This is a genomic window from Streptomyces sp. NPDC051109 (assembly GCF_044455885.1).
In the GTDB taxonomy this organism is placed as follows: Bacteria; Actinomycetota; Actinomycetes; order Streptomycetales; family Streptomycetaceae; genus Streptomyces.
Genome location: NZ_JBITFF010000027.1, coordinates 43,893 through 60,806 on the forward strand (window position 1 = coordinate 43,893; position 16,914 = coordinate 60,806).

12 protein-coding genes are annotated in these 16,914 nt (G+C 72.6%); 8 read left to right on the forward strand and 4 right to left on the reverse strand.

All coding sequences use genetic code 11. From position 1 onward, the window contains the following. Nucleotides 1-26 precede the first annotated feature (26 nt). From ACIBAD_RS33115 to ACIBAD_RS33130, 4 genes are all read right to left on the reverse strand, one after another. Nucleotides 27-1,940 (reverse strand): anthranilate synthase family protein, encoded by a 1,914-nt coding sequence (locus ACIBAD_RS33115; RefSeq protein ID WP_398910457.1) that lies wholly within the window; start codon nt 1,938-1,940, stop codon nt 27-29. Next, complete coding sequence (locus ACIBAD_RS33120; RefSeq protein ID WP_134072313.1) at nt 1,937-2,560, reverse strand: isochorismatase family protein; 624 nt, start codon at nt 2,558-2,560, stop codon at nt 1,937-1,939. Before ACIBAD_RS33120 ends, ACIBAD_RS33115 begins: the two co-directional genes overlap by 4 nt. A gap of 83 nt (nt 2,561-2,643) precedes the next feature. After that, complete coding sequence (locus tag ACIBAD_RS33125) at nt 2,644-3,414, reverse strand: 2,3-dihydro-2,3-dihydroxybenzoate dehydrogenase (RefSeq protein ID WP_134072311.1); 771 nt, start codon at nt 3,412-3,414, stop codon at nt 2,644-2,646. A gap of 19 nt (nt 3,415-3,433) precedes the next feature. Continuing rightward, nucleotides 3,434-4,606, reverse strand: coding sequence for a 3-deoxy-7-phosphoheptulonate synthase (locus ACIBAD_RS33130; protein ID WP_134072309.1), 1,173 nt, complete (start codon nt 4,604-4,606; stop codon nt 3,434-3,436). A gap of 225 nt (nt 4,607-4,831) precedes the next feature. On the opposite strand from ACIBAD_RS33130, the gene ACIBAD_RS33135 reads away from it, so the two are divergent. The 8 genes from ACIBAD_RS33135 (at nt 4,832) to ACIBAD_RS33170 (ending at nt 16,901) form a co-directional block, all read left to right on the forward strand. Beyond that, nucleotides 4,832-5,812, forward strand: a complete 981-nt coding sequence (locus ACIBAD_RS33135) for an NADPH:quinone reductase (protein WP_134072307.1) — start codon at nt 4,832-4,834, stop codon at nt 5,810-5,812. 164 nt (nt 5,813-5,976) lie between these two features. Then, complete coding sequence (locus ACIBAD_RS33140) at nt 5,977-6,519, forward strand: SRPBCC family protein (protein ID WP_134072305.1); 543 nt, start codon at nt 5,977-5,979, stop codon at nt 6,517-6,519. A gap of 97 nt (nt 6,520-6,616) precedes the next feature. Continuing rightward, complete coding sequence (locus ACIBAD_RS33145) at nt 6,617-8,233, forward strand: class I adenylate-forming enzyme family protein (protein ID WP_398910461.1); 1,617 nt, start codon at nt 6,617-6,619, stop codon at nt 8,231-8,233. Nucleotides 8,234-8,327: 94 nt separating this feature from the next. Beyond that, nucleotides 8,328-10,316 carry an FAD/NAD(P)-binding protein gene (locus ACIBAD_RS33150; protein WP_398910463.1) on the forward strand — a complete coding sequence of 663 codons (1,989 nt, stop codon included), beginning with the start codon at nt 8,328-8,330 and terminating at the stop codon, nt 10,314-10,316. Beyond that, entirely contained in the window at nt 10,313-11,749 is a 1,437-nt protein-coding gene (locus tag ACIBAD_RS33155) for a lyase family protein (protein WP_134072299.1), read from the forward strand. Before ACIBAD_RS33150 ends, ACIBAD_RS33155 begins: the two co-directional genes overlap by 4 nt. A gap of 22 nt (nt 11,750-11,771) precedes the next feature. Continuing rightward, nucleotides 11,772-13,184 (forward strand): MFS transporter, encoded by a 1,413-nt coding sequence (locus ACIBAD_RS33160; RefSeq protein ID WP_398910465.1) that lies wholly within the window; start codon nt 11,772-11,774, stop codon nt 13,182-13,184. Further along, on the forward strand, nt 13,177-15,456 hold the full coding sequence (locus ACIBAD_RS33165; RefSeq protein WP_398910467.1) for a molybdopterin oxidoreductase family protein: 2,280 nt from the start codon (nt 13,177-13,179) through the stop codon (nt 15,454-15,456). The genes ACIBAD_RS33160 and ACIBAD_RS33165 overlap by 8 nt, the downstream gene beginning before the upstream one ends. Next, nucleotides 15,453-16,901 (forward strand): FAD-dependent oxidoreductase, encoded by a 1,449-nt coding sequence (locus tag ACIBAD_RS33170; RefSeq protein WP_398910468.1) that lies wholly within the window; start codon nt 15,453-15,455, stop codon nt 16,899-16,901. The genes ACIBAD_RS33165 and ACIBAD_RS33170 overlap by 4 nt, the downstream gene beginning before the upstream one ends. Nucleotides 16,902-16,914 lie beyond the last annotated feature (13 nt).

Sequence of the window (16,914 nt, forward strand, 5' to 3'; positions counted from 1 at the left end):
GGCGGGCCGGACCGCCCCGCGCCGCGTCAGGCGGCGAGCATCCGCGCCGTCAGCGAGGACAGCAGGTCCCCGGTGATGCGCGGTCCGTTCTGGGTCAGCACCGACTCGGCGTGGAACTGCATCGACGCGAAGTGCGGGCCGCGCAGCGCGTGCACCTCCCCGGTCTCCGGATCGCGGCTGATGTCCACGAGCCCGACACCGGGGACGACGGCCGAGTCGACCAGGGACCGCGCGGCGAAGGTGTTGTAGAACCCGACCCGTTCCGGTCTGCCGAAGAAGTCGATCTCCTTCTGCACGCCCTGGTTGGGCTCGCTGCGGCGGACCAGGTCGAAGCCGAGTGCGGTGGACAGCACCTGGTGGCTGAGGCAGACGGCCAGGAAGGGCCGCCGCTCGTCCAGCAGGTTCCGTATCGCCGTGCGCAGGTGGGCGATCTTGGGGTGGGAGCCGTCCCGGGGGTCGCCCGGGCCGGGGCCCATCACCACCAGGTCGTGCCCGTCGAAGGAGTACGACTCGTCGTAGCGGCGGATCGTCACGTCCAGGCCGAGGGAGTCCAGTTGGCGGGCGATCATCGCCGTGAAGGTGTCCTCGGCGTCCACCACCAGCACCCTCCGGCCTGCCAGCTCGGGATCCACGGCCGCCCGGTCCTGGTCCTCCTTGAGCCAGTAGCCGGCGATCGTGCGGTTGCGGTCCTCCAGTGCCGCGCGGACGGTGGGGTGGGTGGCGAACCGGGTCGGGCCGCCCCCCGATTCGAGGGCCGCGAGCAGCCCGGCGGCCTTGGCGGCGGTCTCGGCCACCTCCGACCACGGGTCGGAGTGGCGCACCAGGGTGGCGCCGACCCCGATGCGGACCTCGCCGCCGGAGCCGATGTCGGCCGTGCGGATCAGGATGGACGAGTCCAGCGCGTCCCCGCCCTGCTCGTCGCGGCCGATCAGCGCCAGCACGCCGCTGTAGTAACCGCGCCCCTGGGGCTCGTACTTGGCGATCACCTGGGCCGCGCTCTCCAGCGGGCTGCCGGTGACGGTCGGGGCGAACAGGGTCTCGCGCAGGATCTCCTCCGGGGGGCGCGTACTGCGGCCCTCGATGAAGTACTCGGTGTGGGCGAGGCGGGCCATCTCCTTGAGGTACGGCCCGTCGACGCGGGCACCGCCCTCGCAGATCCGGGCCATCATCTTCAGTTCCTCGTCCACCACCATGTAGAGCTCGTCGACCTCCTTGGTGTCGGCGAGGAAGTCCATGACCTCCGGCAGCGAGGGCCCGGCCGCCGGATAGCGGTAGGTGCCGCTGATCGGGTTCATGACGGCGGTGCCCTCGCGGAGGCTGACGTGCCGCTCGGGACTGGCGCCGACGAGCGTGCGCTCGCCGGTGTGCACGACGAAGGTCCAGTAGGCGCCGGACTCCTTCTCCAGCAGCCGCCGGAAGAGGGTCAGCGCGTGGCCGGTGGAGTACGCGCGGATGCCGGTGGTCCAGGACCGCTTGAGGACGAAGTTGGCGCCCGCGCCCTCGCCGATCTCGTCCGAGATCACCCGGCGCACGGTGTCCGCGTACTCCTCGTCGGAGACGTCGAACGCGCCTCCTTCGAGTTCGATCGGCAGGTCGGGGATCCGGGAGAGCGCCTCGACCAGCGAGATCCGCTCCTGTCCGGTGACGGTCATCGCGACCAGCGGGGTGTCCTCCTCGGGGGCGGCGAAGCCCCGCTCGGAGATCTGCCGGTACGGGATCAGCGCGAGCACCTCGTGCCGGGAGCCGCCCGCGGCCGGCCCGGCCGGGGCGTCCGCGGCAGCGGGGGCACCCGCTGCGCGCAGCTGCGCCAGCGAGTCCACGGTGGCGCTCTCGCCGACGATGACGTCGAGGATCCCGGGGCCGGTGGCCTCCGGGCGGTAGAGAAGGGCGAAGGGGGGCGGGTTGGGGCCCAGGACGCGGGCCAGCAGCGGCGAGCTCATCCGGCGATCTCCTTGGCGGTGGTGACGACCGCGCACCGCTTGGACGCGTAGTCGATGGCCAGCCGGTGCTCCAGCTCGCTGAAGTCGCCGATCGCGTCCGCGACCAGGAAGGTCTGGATGTCGTGGCTGAAGGACTCGATGGCCGTGGTCAGCACGCCGACGTGCGCGTAGACACCGCAGATGACGAGCTGGTCCCGGCCGGCGGCGCGCATGCGCTCCAGCAGGTCGGTGTTGAAGAAGGCGCTGTAGCGCCACTTGGTGCAGACCCAGTCCTCTGGGGCGGGGGCGAGCGCGGGGACCACCTCGCGGTCCTCGGGAGTCGTACGCATCCCGGGACCCCAGATGTCCGCGAGCAGCCCGCGCTGCTCGGGGGTCATGCCGCCCGGCTGGGCGGTGTAGGCGACGGGCGCGCCGTGGGCCTTGAAGTGCTCACGCAGCAGTACGGCGTTGTCGGTCAGCTCGGCGCGCAGCGCTTGGGGGAAGGGCGCGAGGAAGTAGCGCTGCATGTCGTGGACGAGCAGCACGGCTCGGTCCGGGTCGAACGACCACTGCGGTACGGACGGGGGGATGTCTCCCGCGGTCGGGAGGGGATAGGGCTCGATGGTCGGTATGCCGGCCATGAATGTCCTCTCGGATGTCTGTCCTCAAAGGGGCTGCGCACGGGTGGACGGGTGGGCGGGTGGGTGTGCCGGGTGGGTCGGGCTCACGCGCCGAGCGTGGCTCCGCCGTCCACGGTGAGCACGTGCAGGGTGATGTGTGCCGCGCGGTCGGAGAGCAGGAAGAGCACGGATTCGGCGATGTCGTTGGTCCGGGCGAGCTTGCCCAGCGGGATGCCGACCTTGAAGGAGTCGGGGCTGCCCGCGATGGTCCTCGCGGGGCCCTGCTCGTCCTCCCACATGGAGGCGAGCATCGCCGTGTCGGTGGACCCGGGGGCGACGACGTTGCAGCGGATGTTGTGCTTGGCCACTTCCAGGCCGAGCGTCTTGGTGAGCATGGTCGCGGCGGCCTTGGACGCGCCGTAGGCCCCCATGGCGGTACGCGGGGTGCCGGACGCGTTCGAGGCGACGGTGACGATGGCCCCGCGGTTGCGGGGGATCATCCGGTTGACGGCGGCGCGAGACAGCCGGAAGACGCCGCTGACGTTGACCTCGAAGGTCTGCAGCCAGTCCTCGTCGCTGAAGTCCCGTACCTCGCCGAGGCGCAGGATCCCCGCGGTGTTGACGAGGAAGTCCAGCGGGCCGAGTTCGGACTCGACCGTGTCCACCACGGCCTCGACCTGCTCGGTGACGGTGACGTCGGCCGGGTGGGCGTGGACGTCCAGTCCGTCGGCGGCCAGCTTCTCCACCGACTCCCGCAGCCTCTCGGCGTCCCGGTCCACGGCGGCCACCGTCGCGCCCTCCTCGGCGAGCAGGCGGGCTACGGCAAGACCGATGCCTCCCGCGGCTCCCGTGACGAGGGCGACCTTGTTCTCCATGTCCAATCTCCCTGCTGGTTCAGGCTCGCCATTGCGTCACCACGGCGTAGGCCTGGTTCGGGTTGAGTCGGGGGTCGCACAGGCTCGTGTACTTCTCTCCGACCGTGTCCAGCCGGTCCTCACCGGTCGCGCACTCGGTGACGTCGTCCGGAGTGGTCTCCAGGTGCAGCCCGCCCGCGATCCCGCCGCCCTGGGCCACGGCCTCCTGGAAGCCCTGGATCTCCTTGACGACGGTGGTGACGAGACGGGTCTTGTGACCGCCGGGGGCGGAGAAGGTGTTGCCGTGCATGGGGTCGGTCAGCCAGATGACCGGGTGTCCGGCCTGCCGGACCGCGTCCACGAGCGCCGGCAGGCGCTCGGCGACCAGGTCGGCGCCCATGCGGGCGATCAGGGTGAGGCGGCCGGGCTCGCGCCAGGGGTCGAGGCGCCGGCACAGCTCGATGAGCTCCTCCGGCTCCATGGACGGGCCCACCTTGCACGCGACCGGGTTGACGACCCCGGCCAGCATGTCCACGTGGGGGCCGTCGATCTGGCGGGTGCGCTCGCCGATCCACGGGAAGTGGGTCGAGGTCAGCAGCGGGCTGCCCTCCTCGTCCCAGCGCATCATGGGCAGTTCGTAGTCGAGGAGCAGCGCCTCGTGGCTGGTCCACACCGGCGGGCAGATCCCGGAACGGCGGGCCGGGTCGGTCCAGCCGAGGTGGGCCATGGCCTGCGCGGCGGCCCGGTAGCCGGAGAGCAGGCGGAACGGGTCGGGGAGCCGGTCGGCCAGGCCGGCGTCGGGGCCGTTGACCATGTGTCCGCGGTAGACGGGCAGTTCGACCCCGTCCACGACCTCGGTCGGGCGCGAGCGCGGCTTGGCGAACTGGCCGGCGAGCCGCCCGATCCGGACCACCGGCTTGTGCGTGATCATCTTCAGGGTGCCGGCGAGCATGTCGAGGAGGGCGGACTTGCGCGCGATGTAGCCCGCGTCGCACTCCGCCGGGTCCTCGGCGCAGTCGCCCGCCTGGACGACGAAGGCATCGCCGGCGGCCACCCGTGCGAGGTGGGAGCGCAGGCGGCGTACGTCTCCGGCGTTGACCAAAGCGGGGCGCTGGGAAAGATCGTCCTTTACTTTGGTCAGTTCGGGGAAATCGGCCCAGTCGGGCTGTTGGAGGGCCGACGCTTTTCTGACGGTGAGTGAAGCTGTAACCACAGGAAACTCCCAGGAAATGGGCCCAAGTCTGGCGTATGGGCAGAACTGAGGGGTGGCGGATTATCGATGCTGCTGGGTAATTGGGGTGGCACCCACCGGGCGATGGTCACTCCGTCAGGTGGGGCGGCCGCACCTGACAAAGCCGCCGGTGATCGGTTAAGTCACACCTGACTGAAAATCGGGACGGGGTTTCCTGTGGGGGCCGCTGTGAACAGAATCCGAACCATGCATGCCGCCTATATCGAACAGTTGGGTCCCGCGGAGCTCATCCGCTTCGGTGAGCTGCCCGCTCCGCAGCCGGGGCCGTCCGACGTGCTCGTCGAGGTCGACGTCGTGTCCGTCAACCACGTCGACACCTTCGTCCGCTCGGGTGCCTGGCGCACCCCGCTCGCCTTCCCCTTCGTGATCGGCAGGGACCTGGTCGGTACGGTGCTGGCCGCCGGCCCCGAGGTCGCCCACCGCTTCGCGCCGGGGGACCGGGTCTGGTGCAACAGCCTGGGACACGACGGCCGCCAGGGCGCCGCCGCCGAGCAGGCCGTCGTCCCGGCCGACCGGCTCTACCCGCTGCCCGAGGGGGTGGACCCGGTCGACGCGGTGGCCCTCGCGCACCCCGCCGTCACGGCCTACCTCGCCCTCTTCGACCAGGGCGGGATCACCGCCGGCGACACCGTGCTGGTGGCGGGGGCCGCGGGCAACGTGGGCAGCGCGCTCGTCACGATGGCCGCGCAGGCCGGAGCCCGGGTGATCGCCACCTCCTCGCCGCGCGACTTCGACTACGTACGGGAGCTGGGCGCGGCCGAGGTCATCGACTACAACGACCCCGACGTGCCCGGCCGGATCCGGGAGCTCAGCCCGGACGGGGTGGACATCCACGTCGACACCTCGGGCCGCAACGACCTGGACACCGCGGTGGACCTGCTCGCGAGCCGCGGCCGGATCGTGCTGCTCGCGGGGCTGCGCACCCGTCCCGTACTGCCGGTGGGTCCGCTCTACCTCAAGGACTGCTCGGTCCGGGGCTTCGCCATCTCGCACGCCACCGCGGGCCGGTTGGCCGCCGCCGCGGCCCACGTCAACAAGCTGACGGCGGCCGGGCTGCTGCGGCCGCGCGGCACCGAGGTGCTGCCGCTGTCGGCGGCGGCCGAGGCGCACCGCCTGCTGGACGAGGGCAAGGTGACGGGAAAGCTGGTGCTGCGCGCCCGCTCCTGACGGAAAAAGCTGCGGAAATAAGCTGTAGGCGGCGCCGCGGAATCATTATTGCGGCGCCGCTCCGGCATGTCCTGAATTTCCTTGTGCAATACACGGGTAAAAGACCTGATGGACCCGCGATAAGAGTCTTGAGTGACGAATGGTCGACCAGCAGTATTTCGGCCATGACGAACTCCATCATCGACTCGACCCCGCTTTTCGAGGTCCGCGCGGACATTCCCGTCGCGGCCACCGCGCAGGAGATCTACGACGTCGTCAGCGACCTGACCCGGAGCGCCGAGTGGAGCCCGGAATGCCAGGGCGGCGAGTGGATTTCCGGTGAACCCTCCAGCGTCGGCGCGATTTTCCGCGGCGAGAACCTGCGCGCCGAGGACGTCGTCGGCTGGGCCCCGCTGGTCCGCGGCACCTGGTACACCGAGGCCCGCATCACGGCGGCCGAGCCCGGCCGCACCTTCCGCTGGATGATGCTGACCCACGCCCAGGAGGACCAGGAGTCCATCTGGGGCTTCGACATCGAGCCGGCCCAGCAGGGCTCGGTCCTCGTCCACCACTTCCGCATGGGCAAGGCGACGGCCGGCATCCACAAGATCGTCGCCGACCTCGACGAGGTCCAGCGCAAGCAGTTCATCACCGACTGGACCGAGAAGCTCGAACAGGACCTCGACGCCACCCTCGCCCGCATCCGCGACGTCGTCGAAGGCCGCTGAGCCCGCGTTGTCGCACCCGGACGCCGGCACCGGCCTCCCACCCGGTGCCGGCCCGATCCCCGTACGCCATCGAAGACACTCTTGAGAGAACGAGGCCATGCTTCTCCAGCGCATAGGAAACAAGGGCATCCGGCTGGGTACGCTCTTCGACCGAGCGGCCGCCCGCACCCCCGCGGGCCTCGTGGTCATGGACCACGACCTGGACATCGCCCCGCAGCTCGGGCGCCGCCCCACCTTCACCGAACTCGCGGACCTGATCGACGACTTCGCCTCCCGCCTGTGGTCGGTCGGCGTACGGCCCAACCACCACGTCGTCGTGCACAAGTCCGACGGCTTCGACATCTCCCTGCTGGCCTGCGCGATCGCCCGCATCGGCGCGATCCCGGCCCTGCTGTCCCCGAAGCTGGACGGCGAGACCGTCGCGACGCTGGTCCGCCGCATCGACCAGCCCTTCCTGATCACCGACCAGGAAAAGCTCGACGACAACCTGCCGGCCGAGATCTTCGACATCACGGCCGAGGTGCTGCTGACCAAGGGCTCCTTCGGCAAGGCCGTCGAACTGGCCTCGCTCGCCGGCGCCCCCCGCGTCCCGGCCATCCCGATGCCGCCGGACCACCCCACCCTGATCACGCACACCTCGGGCACCACCGGCACCCCGAAGCTCGCCGTCCACACCGGCCACACGTTCCAGGCCCGCTACCGCCCGCAGGCGACGGTCTTCTCGGCCGTCCCCAAGCGCGAACCGGTCGCGGTCCACGTGTCGTTCGTCCACTCCCGGATGTTCACGGCGATGCCGATCTCGATCCTCCAGGGCCACACCCTGATCGTCCTGAAGGAGGACGACCCGGAGACCGTCGGCGACATCTTCGCCCAGGTCCCGCCCGGGTTCATCGAGGCGCACCCCAACACGTTCCTGCGCTGGGAGGCGCTGGCCGAGGACCCCCGCGGCCCCCTCGCCAACGTCAAGTACTTCAGCTCGACCTTCGACGCGATCCACCCGCGCACGGTCAGCATCCTGCTCAAGGCGAGCAAGCGGAAGAACGCGCTCTTCGCCCAGGCCTACGGCCAGAGCGAGGTCGGCCCCATCGCGGCCCGCACCTACACCCGCAAGGGCGGCGCGGACTTCGACGGCCGTTGCGTCGGATCCCCGTTCCCCGGCATGACCGGCGTCCGCGTCGTCAGCCGTGACGGCAATCCCGTCACCAAGGAGAACCCGGGCTTCATCGAGATCAAGTCCGACGGCCGCATCATCACCTACCTCTCCGAGCACGAGCGCTGGGAGAAGCAGGTCCACGACGGCTGGTGGCGCATGGGCGACCTCGGCTACCGCACCAAGTGGGGCTGCCTGCACCTGCTCGACCGCGAGGTCGACGAGATCCCGGGCATCGGCTCGACCCTGGAGATCGAGGACAAGCTCTTCACCCGTCTGCACGAGCTCATCGAGGTCATCATCATCCCCGGCGCCGACGGCGTCCCGGTCCCCGTGGTCTGCACGCGCGACGACAAGCCGCTCGACCTGATCGCGTGGAAGTCCGCGGTCATCGGCCTGCCGAAGCTCGCCGCCCCGGTGCAGTGGCGCCTCCAAGACGTCCCGCAGACCTCCACCACCAAGATCAAGCGCCTCGAACTCGCGCGACTGGTCGCGGGCGGCGCGGAAGCCGGCAACGAAGCCGAAGCCGCAACCGGAACCGAGGTCAAAGCCGACGCCGCCTGAGCGCCCCGGTGAGGCCCACGGCGCCACCGCGCCCGGCCCACCACCGCACAGGCCCGGCTCCCACTCTGCATCCCCACAGCATCGGAGATTACGCATGAGCAGCTCGTCCGTAGAGATAGCCGTCGTCGGCGCAGGCCCCCGCGGCCTGTCCGTCGTCGAGCGCCTGGTCGCCAACGAGCGGGAGAACCCCGTCCACGACTCGGTGGCCATCCACGTCGTGGACCCGGCCGCGCCCGGCGCCGGCCAGGTCTGGCGCTCCGGCCAGTCCCGCCACCTGCTGATGAACACCGTCGCCTGCCAGATCACCGTCTACACCGACGACAGCTGCAAGATCGACGGCCCGATCGAGCCCGGCCCGACCCTGTTCGAGTGGGCCAAGTCCCTCTCCGTGCTGGGCCAGTTCGGCGACTACGACGAGGGCACCCTCGCCGAGGCCGCGGCCATGGGCCCGGACACCTACCCCACCCGCGCCTTCTACGGGAACTACCTCAGCGAGTGCTTCCAGCGCGTCATCGTCGGCGCCCCCAAGCACGTCACCGTCCACGTCCACCGCTCGCGCGCCGTGGCCATCGCCGACACCCTCGGCATCTCGGGCGGCCCGCAGGGCGTCAGGCTCCAGGACGGCACCCGCCTCAACGACCTCGACGCCATCATCCTGGCCCAGGGCCACGTCCCGGCCCGGCTGACCCCGCGCGAGGCGCGCACCGCATCCCTGGCGCGCATCCACTACCTGACGTACCTGACGCCGGGCAACCCCGCCGACAAGGACCTCGCGGCGATCAAGCCCGGCCAGACGGTGCTCGTCCGCGGCCTGGGGCTGAACTTCTTCGACTACATGGCGCTGTTCAGCCACGGACGCGGCGGCTCCTTCGTCCGCGACGAGGACGGCAAGCTCACCTACCAGCCGTCCGGGCAGGAGCCCCGGCTCTACGCCTTCTCCCGGCGCGGCATCCCGTACCACGCCCGCGGCGACAACGAGAAGGGCGCGTACGGCCGCTACTTCCCCAAGCTGCTGACCCCGGACTACGTGCGGGCCCTGCGCGAGCGGGCCGCCGCCGGCGGCCGGGTCACCTTCAAGGAAGACCTCTGGCCCTTCATCTCCCTGGAGGTCGAGAGCGTCTACTACGGCGCCCTGCTCGCCGCGAACGGCCAGCCGGAGGAGCGCGAGGCGTTCACCGAGCGCTACCTGGAGACCGAGGACGACGAGGCCCGCGGCTGGCTGCTCGCCGAGTACGGCATCCCGGAGGAGCAGCACTGGAGCTGGGAGAAGCTCTCCGTCCCCTACGGCGACAGGCAGTTCGCCGACCGTGACGACTTCCAGAGCTGGCTGGTGGAGTACCTCGCGGCCGACGTGGCGGCCGCCCGCCAGGGCAACCTCAGCGGCCCGGTCAAGGCGGCCCTGGACGTCCTGCGCGACCTGCGCAACGAGGTCCGGCTCGCCGTCGACCACGGCGGTCTCGACGGGGACTCGCACCGCGACGACCTGGAGGGCTGGTACACCCCGCTCAACGGCTTCCTCTCCATCGGCCCGCCGGCCACCCGCATCGAGGAGATGATCGCCCTCATCGAGGCGGGCATCCTGACGGTCACCGGACCCGGCACCCAGGTCCGCATCGACACCGACGCCCAGACGTACGTGGCCGCGTCCACGTCGGTGCCCGGCCCGCAGATCAAGGCGCAGGTGCTCATCGAGTCCCGGCTGCCCGAGCCCGACCTGCGGCGCACCTCCGACCCGCTGCTCCAGCACCTGCTGGACACCGACCAGGCCAAGCCGTACGTCATCTCGGGCGAGCAGGGCGGCTACCAGACCGGCGGCCTCGCGGTCACCGAGCGCCCGTACCGGCTCATCGACGCCCGCGGCACCGCCCACGCGCGCCGCTTCGCCTACGGGGTGCCGACCGAGTCCGTGCACTGGGTCACGGCGGCCGGCATCCGGCCCGGCGTGGACTCGGTGACGCTCGGCGACTCCGACGCCATCGCCCGCGCCGTCCTGGCCCTGCCGCCGCTCGCGAGCCTGCCGGCCGGGATCCGTGCGGTGACCGACCAGTCGGCCGACGACTCCCTGCCCGGCGTGATCGTATGACCGACGAGGGTCTTCTCGTGGACGCCGGCCTGCTCTCTCCGGTGCGGGCCGGCACCGCGGTCGAGGCGGCCGTCGGCGACCGGGCGTGGCTGCAGGCCATGCTCGACGCCGAGGCCGCCCTGGCCCGGGCCCAGGCGAGCCTCGGCACCCTCCCGGGGGAAGCCGCGGCCGTCATCACCGAAGCCGCCCGGGCCGAGCGGTTCGACCTGAGGGCCCTCGCGCTCGCCTCGCGGGAGACCGCGAACCCGGTGGTGGGCCTGGTCCAGGCCCTCACCGGAGTGGTCCGCGGCATCGATCCGAAAGCCGCGGACTTCGTCCACCGGGGCTCCACCAGCCAGGACATCTTCGACACCGGCGCCATGCTGGTGGCGGCCAGGGCCCTGCGCCTGGTCAGGGCGGACCTCGCCCGGACCGCGCAGGCCCTGGCGGGCCTCGCCCGCACCCACCGCGACACCCTGATGCCGGGCCGCACCCTGGCCCTGCACGCCGTCCCCACCACCTTCGGACTCAAGGCCGCGGGCTGGCGGGCCCTCGTCCTCGACGCCGACGCCCGCCTCGCCCGCGTCCTCGACGAGGGCCTGCCGGTCTCGCTCGGCGGGGCCGCCGGCACCCTCGCCGGCTACCTCGAATACGCCGACATCGACCGCCCCGACGTGGCGGCCGACACCGCCCACCCCTACCTCGACCGGCTCGTCGACGCCTTCGCCGCCGAGACCGGACTCGCCCGCCCGCTGCTGCCCTGGCACGCCCTGCGCACCCCGCTCGCCGATCTCGCCGCCGCGCTGGCCTTCACCGCCGGCGCCCTCGGCAAGATCGCGGTCGACGTGCAGGCGCTGACCCGGACCGAGGTGGGCGAGGTCGCCGAACCCACCGCCGCCGGCCGCGGCAGCTCCTCCGCCATGCCGCACAAGCGTAATCCGGTGCTCGCCACGCTGATCCGCGCTGCGGCCCTCCAGGTCCCGGTGATCGCCGCCGGGCTCACCCAGTGCCTGGTCACCGAGGACGAGCGCGCCGCCGGCGTCTGGCACGCCGAGTGGCAACTGCTGCGCGAGTGCCTGCGCCTGACCGGCGGCGCCGCCCACACCGCGGTGGAACTCGCCGAAGGGCTGGAGGTCCGGGCCGACCGGATGCGCGAGAACCTCGACCTCACCGGCGGCCAGGTGGTCTCCGAGCGCATCGCGGCCCGCCTCGCCCCGCGCCTGGGCAAGGCCGCCGCGAAGCAGCTGCTGACCGAGGCCTCGGCCACCGCCGCCGCGAGCGGACAGCCCCTGGGCGACGTGCTCACCGGGATGTCCGAGGCCGGGCACGGACTCGGCGCGCAGTACATCGCGCAGCTGTGCGACCCGGCCGGGTACAGCGGCGCCGCCGGCGCCCTCGTCGACCGCGCACTGGCCGACGTACCCCAGTCCCCACCCCCCGGACCAACCGCCTGACAGACAAGGGAGAAACCAGGTCATGAGTGCCGAGAGAGCAGCCACGCGATCAGCCAAGGGGCGCTGGATCGAGGACTGGGACGCCGAGGACGAGCAGTACTGGGAGCGCGGCGGCAAGCGCATCGCCCTGCGCAACCTCTACCTGTCCGTCGTCTCCGAGCACATCGGCTTCTCCGTCTGGAGCATGTGGTCGGTCCTGGTGCTGTTCATGACGCCCAGGATCGGCCTCGGCTTCGCACCCGACGAGAAGTTCCTCCTCGTCGTCACCCCCACGCTCGTCGGCGCCCTCCTGCGCCCCTCGTACAGCTACGCCGTCACCCGCTTCGGCGGCCGCAACTGGACCGTCTTCGCCTCCGCGATCCTGCTGGTGCCGGCCCTGCTCACCGTGTGGTTCATCCAGCGCCCCGGCACCCCGCTGTGGGTCTTCCTGCTGATCAGCGCCCTCGGCGGGGTCGGCGGCGGCAACTTCGCCTCCTCGATGACCAACATCACCGGCTTCTTCCCGCGCCGCCACCAGGGCTGGGCCCTCGGCCTCAACGCGGGCGGCGGCAACCTCGGCGTGGCCGCCGTCCAGCTGCTGGGCCTGCTCGTCATCTCCACCGCGGGCGACACCCACCCGGCGTACATCGCCGCCTGCTACCTGCCGCTCATCGTGCTCGTCTCCCTCGTCTGCGCGCTGAAGATGGACAACATCGCGACCGTACGGACCGACCCGGGCGCCCAGCGCGAGGCCCTCGCCCAGCGCGACACCTGGCTCATCTCGCTCCTCTACATCGGCACGTTCGGCTCGTTCATCGGCTACGGATTCGCCTTCGGGCTGGTCCTGCAGACCCAGTTCGGCTCCACCCCGCTCCAGGCGGCCTCCTACACCTTCCTCGGCCCGCTGCTCGGCTCCTTCTCCCGCCCCCTCGGCGGCTGGCTCGCCGACCGGTTCGGCGGCGCCCGCATCACCCTCATCACCTTCGCCGGCATGGGAGCCGGCACCGGGGTACTGCTCCTCGCCTCGGCACGCGACTCCCTGCCGATCTTCATCGCCGGATTCACCGCCCTGTTCGTCCTCAGCGGCATCGGCAACGGCTCCACCTACAAGCTGATCCCCGCGGCCTTCACCCGCCAGGCCGAGGCCCGCATCGTGGAAGGCCAGGACGCCACCCGGGCCTTCGCCACCGCCCGCCGCCTGTCGGGCGCCGCCATCGGCATCTCGGGCGCGATCGGCGCGCTCGGCGGAGTCGCCATCAACCTCGCCTTCCGCGGCGCCTACAGCGGCGGCGCGAGCAACGGCACCCCCGCCTTCCTGTCCTTCCTCGGCTACTACGCCCTCTGCGCCGCCGTCGTCTGGACGGTGTACGTACGCCGCGAGCGGGCCGGCGCCCCGGCCCCGCAGCAGCAGACGGCGGCGGCCACCGCCGCCCGCCCGGAGAACGTCCATGTCTGAGCAGACCCCGTCCTCCGGCACCGGGGCCGACGGGACCGGGGCCGACGGGACCGTACGGACCCACTGCCCGTACTGCGCCCTGCAATGCGGCACCCTGCTGAGCCGGGACGAACCGGCGGGCGGAGCCGATGTCCGGCCCGACCCCGAGTTCCCCGTCAACAGCGGCGGCCTGTGCCAGAAGGGCTGGACCGCCCCCGCCCTGCTCACCACCCCCGACCGGCTCCGGACCCCCCTGGTCCGGGACGCCGGCGGGACCCTGCGCCCCACCGACTGGGACACCGCCCTCGACACGGTGGCCGCCGGCCTCGGCCGGATCCGAGCCGAGCACGGCCCCGACGCCGTCGGCGTGTTCGGCGGCGGCGGACTCACCAACGAAAAGGCCTACCTGCTCGGCAAGTTCGCCCGCCTCGCCCTCGGCACCAGCCAGATCGACTACAACGGCCGCTTCTGCATGTCCTCGGCGGCCGCCGCCGGAAACGCCGCCTTCGGCCTGGACCGCGGACTGCCCTTCCCCGTCACCGACCTCGGGGCCGCCGACACGATCCTGCTCGCCGGGGCCAACCCCGCCGAGACGATGCCCCCGCTGATGCGCCACCTCGGCGCCGCCCGGCTGATCGTCATCGACCCCCGCCGCACCCCCACCGCCGCCCGCGCGGCCCTGCACCTCCAGCCGCGCCCCGGCACCGACCTGGCCCTCGCCCTCGGCCTGATGCACATCCTCGTCGTCGACGGCCACGCCGACCGGGCCTACGTCGACCGCCGCACCACCGGCTTCGAGGCCGCGTGGAAGCGCGCCGCCTCGTGGTGGCCCGAGCGCGTGGAGAAGGTCACCGGCGTACCCGTCAGCGACCAGCGCGAGGCCGTGCGGATGCTCGCCGGCGCCGACCGCGCGTACGTCCTCACCGGGCGCGGCGCCGAACAGCACAGCAAGGGCACCGACACCGTCGCCGCCTTCATCAACATCGCGCTCGCCCTGGGCCTGCCCGGCCGCGAGGGCAGCGGATACGGCTGCCTCACCGGCCAGGGCAACGGCCAGGGCGGCCGGGAGCACGGCCAGAAGGCCGACCAGCTGCCCGGCTACCGGATGATCACCGACCCGGCGGCCCGCGCGCACGTGGCGCGGGTCTGGGGCGTCGACCCCGAGGTCATCCCCGGCCCGGGCCGCAGCGCCTACGAACTCCTCAGCGCCCTGGGCACCGACACCGGCCCGCGCGCCCTGCTCGTCTTCGGCGCCAATCCGGTGGTCTCCGCCCCGCGCGCCGACCGCGTCGCCGAACGCATGGCCTCCCTGGACCTGCTCGTCGTCGCCGACTTCGTGCCCTCCGAGACCGCGCGCATGGCCGACGTGGTGCTGCCCGTCACCCAGTGGGCCGAAGAGGAAGGCACCATGACCAACCTCGAAGGCCGCATCCTGCGCCGGCGCCGACTGCTCGACCCGCCGCCCGGGGCCCGCTCCGACCTCGCCGTCCTGCGCGCCCTCGCCACCCGGCTGGGCGACCTCCCCGAGCGCTACCCGGCCGAACCCCGTTCCGTCTTCGAGGAGTTGGGCCGCGCCTCCCGGGGCGGACCCGCCGACTACTCGGGGATCAGCTACGAACGCCTCGACGCGGGCGAGACCCTGCACTGGCCGTGCCCCGGGACCCCCGACGGCGAGCCCGCCCACCCCGGCACCCCCCGGCTCTTCCTCGACCGGTTCGCCCACCCCGACGGCCGGGCCCGCTTCGCCGAGGTCGAGCACCGCCCGCCCGCCGAGGAGGCCCACGCCGAGCACCCCCTGTACGCCACCACCGGCCGGGTCCTGGCCCAGTACCAGTCCGGTGCGCAGACCCGCCGGGTGCCCCAGCTGACCGCCGCCGCCCCCGAGGCGCACGTCGAGGTGCATCCCGACACGGCCGTCCGCGCCGGCCTGACCGAGGGCGGCCACGCCCGGGTCAGCTCCGCGCGCGGCACCACCCTCGCCCGGGTCCGCCTGGACCCGACCCTGCGCGCCGACACCGTCTTCCTGCCGTTCCACTTCCCGGGCGCCGGACGGGCCAACCTGATCACCAACGACGCCCTCGACCCGCGCAGCCGGATGCCCGAGTTCAAGGTGTGCGCGGTCCGCATCGAGCCGGCGGAGCTCGAACTCCCCGAGGCGGAAGCCGGGAGCGACGGCGTCGAGGACGACTTCGAGGACGACGGCGTCGACACCGCCGTCGTGCCCGCCACCGCCCCCGGCCCCGGCTCCGCCCCCGGCTCCGGCCCCGCACTCCTCCAGGACGCCCGCCCATGACCACGCACTGCACCGCGCCGATCCTCGTCATCGGGAACGGCCCCGCCGCCCACCAGATCCTCGACCGGCTGCGGCACTTCGGCTGCGAGGACCCCGTCACCGTCCTCGGCGCCGAGGACACCCCCGCCTACCACCGCGCCCTGCTCACCTCCGCCCTCGACGGCAGCCTGCCGGTCGAAGCGATGGAACTGCCCCCGCCGCCGGGCGACACCACGATCCTGACCGGCGTCTGCGCCGTCCGCATCGACCGCCTCCGCCGCCGCGTGCACACCGCGGACGGGGACGTCTTCCCGTACGCCCGGCTGATCCTGGCCACCGGCGCCACCCCGCGCATTCCCGACCTGCCCGGCCTGCGCACCCCCGACGGGAGCCCGGCCGCCGGGGTCGCCGTCCTGCGCACCCTCGCCGACTGCGCCCGGCTCACCGCCCCGGCCGTGGTGGCCGCCCGGGCCCCGGTGACCATCCTGGGCGCCGGATCCCTGGGCGTCGAAGCGGCGTTCGCGCTGGCCCTCAAGAACCGTCCGGTCACCCTCGTCCACCCCGGCCCCTGGCCGATGGAGCACCTCCTGGACGCTGCCGCGGGCGCCCTCGTACACGACCGGCTCACCGCCGCCGGCGTCGAACTCGTCGCCGGCAGCCCCGCCACCGCCTACACTCCCGCCACCGCCCACGCCCCCGCCGCCCTCACCCTCGCCGACGGCACCGCCCTGCCCGCTAACACCCTGCTGCTGTGCACCGGAGTCCTGCCCGAGACCGGCCTGGCCCGCACCGCCGGACTGGCCGTCCGCACCGGCATCCTCGTCGACGACTGCATGCGCACCGACGACCCGCTGGTCCACGCCATCGGCGACTGCGCCGAACACCGCGGCAACCGCGGCGGATCCCTGGCCTCCGGCTGGGCCCAGGCCGAGGCCCTGGCCCGCCACCTCGCCTCCGGCGCCCGCGGCGTGGCCCCGGCCCGCCGTGTCCTGCGCCCCCGTATCGCAGGCCCCGGACTCGTGGTCCTCGGCATGCCCGGCAGCGCCCCCTCCGACGAGACGATCACCCTCAACGACCCGGCGAACGGCCGCTACGCGCGCCTGGAGCTGACCGGCGAACACATCACCGCCGCGGTCCTCCTCGGTTTCGACCGGGCCATCGCCACCACGACCGAGCTGTACGTCCACGACGCGCCCGTCCCGCGCGACCGGCTCAGCCTGCTCCTGGGCCGAGCTCCCCGCCTGGCCAAGGCCGGCTCCGAAGAGATCACGCCCGAGACCGTCATCTGCCTGTGCAACAACGTCACCCATCAGGACCTCACACGGGCCTGGCACGCCGGGGCCCAGGGCCTCGCCGAGCTCGCGGCCGCCACCCGCGCGACCACCGGCTGCGGCGGCTGCGCCCGCCAGGTGGAGTCCGTGTGCACTTCCCTTGCCTCCACCACGCCTGCCGCGACCGGCAGTTGACCCGGAGCGGAGG

What these genes read in the sequence shown, in the direction of transcription:
- ACIBAD_RS33115 (WP_398910457.1), bottom strand. Translation starts at nt 1,940, where the DNA reads ATGAGCTCGCCGCTGCTGGCCCGCGTCCTGGGCCCCAACCCGCCCCCC.
- ACIBAD_RS33120 (WP_134072313.1), bottom strand. Translation starts at nt 2,560, where the DNA reads ATGGCCGGCATACCGACCATCGAGCCCTATCCCCTCCCGACCGCGGGA.
- ACIBAD_RS33125 (WP_134072311.1), bottom strand. Translation starts at nt 3,414, where the DNA reads ATGGAGAACAAGGTCGCCCTCGTCACGGGAGCCGCGGGAGGCATCGGT.
- ACIBAD_RS33135 (WP_134072307.1), top strand. Translation starts at nt 4,832, where the DNA reads ATGCATGCCGCCTATATCGAACAGTTGGGTCCCGCGGAGCTCATCCGC.
- ACIBAD_RS33140 (WP_134072305.1), top strand. Translation starts at nt 5,977, where the DNA reads ATGACGAACTCCATCATCGACTCGACCCCGCTTTTCGAGGTCCGCGCG.
- ACIBAD_RS33145 (WP_398910461.1), top strand. Translation starts at nt 6,617, where the DNA reads ATGCTTCTCCAGCGCATAGGAAACAAGGGCATCCGGCTGGGTACGCTC.
- ACIBAD_RS33150 (WP_398910463.1), top strand. Translation starts at nt 8,328, where the DNA reads ATGAGCAGCTCGTCCGTAGAGATAGCCGTCGTCGGCGCAGGCCCCCGC.
- ACIBAD_RS33155 (WP_134072299.1), top strand. Translation starts at nt 10,313, where the DNA reads ATGACCGACGAGGGTCTTCTCGTGGACGCCGGCCTGCTCTCTCCGGTG.
- ACIBAD_RS33160 (WP_398910465.1), top strand. Translation starts at nt 11,772, where the DNA reads ATGAGTGCCGAGAGAGCAGCCACGCGATCAGCCAAGGGGCGCTGGATC.
- ACIBAD_RS33165 (WP_398910467.1), top strand. Translation starts at nt 13,177, where the DNA reads ATGTCTGAGCAGACCCCGTCCTCCGGCACCGGGGCCGACGGGACCGGG.
- ACIBAD_RS33170 (WP_398910468.1), top strand. Translation starts at nt 15,453, where the DNA reads ATGACCACGCACTGCACCGCGCCGATCCTCGTCATCGGGAACGGCCCC.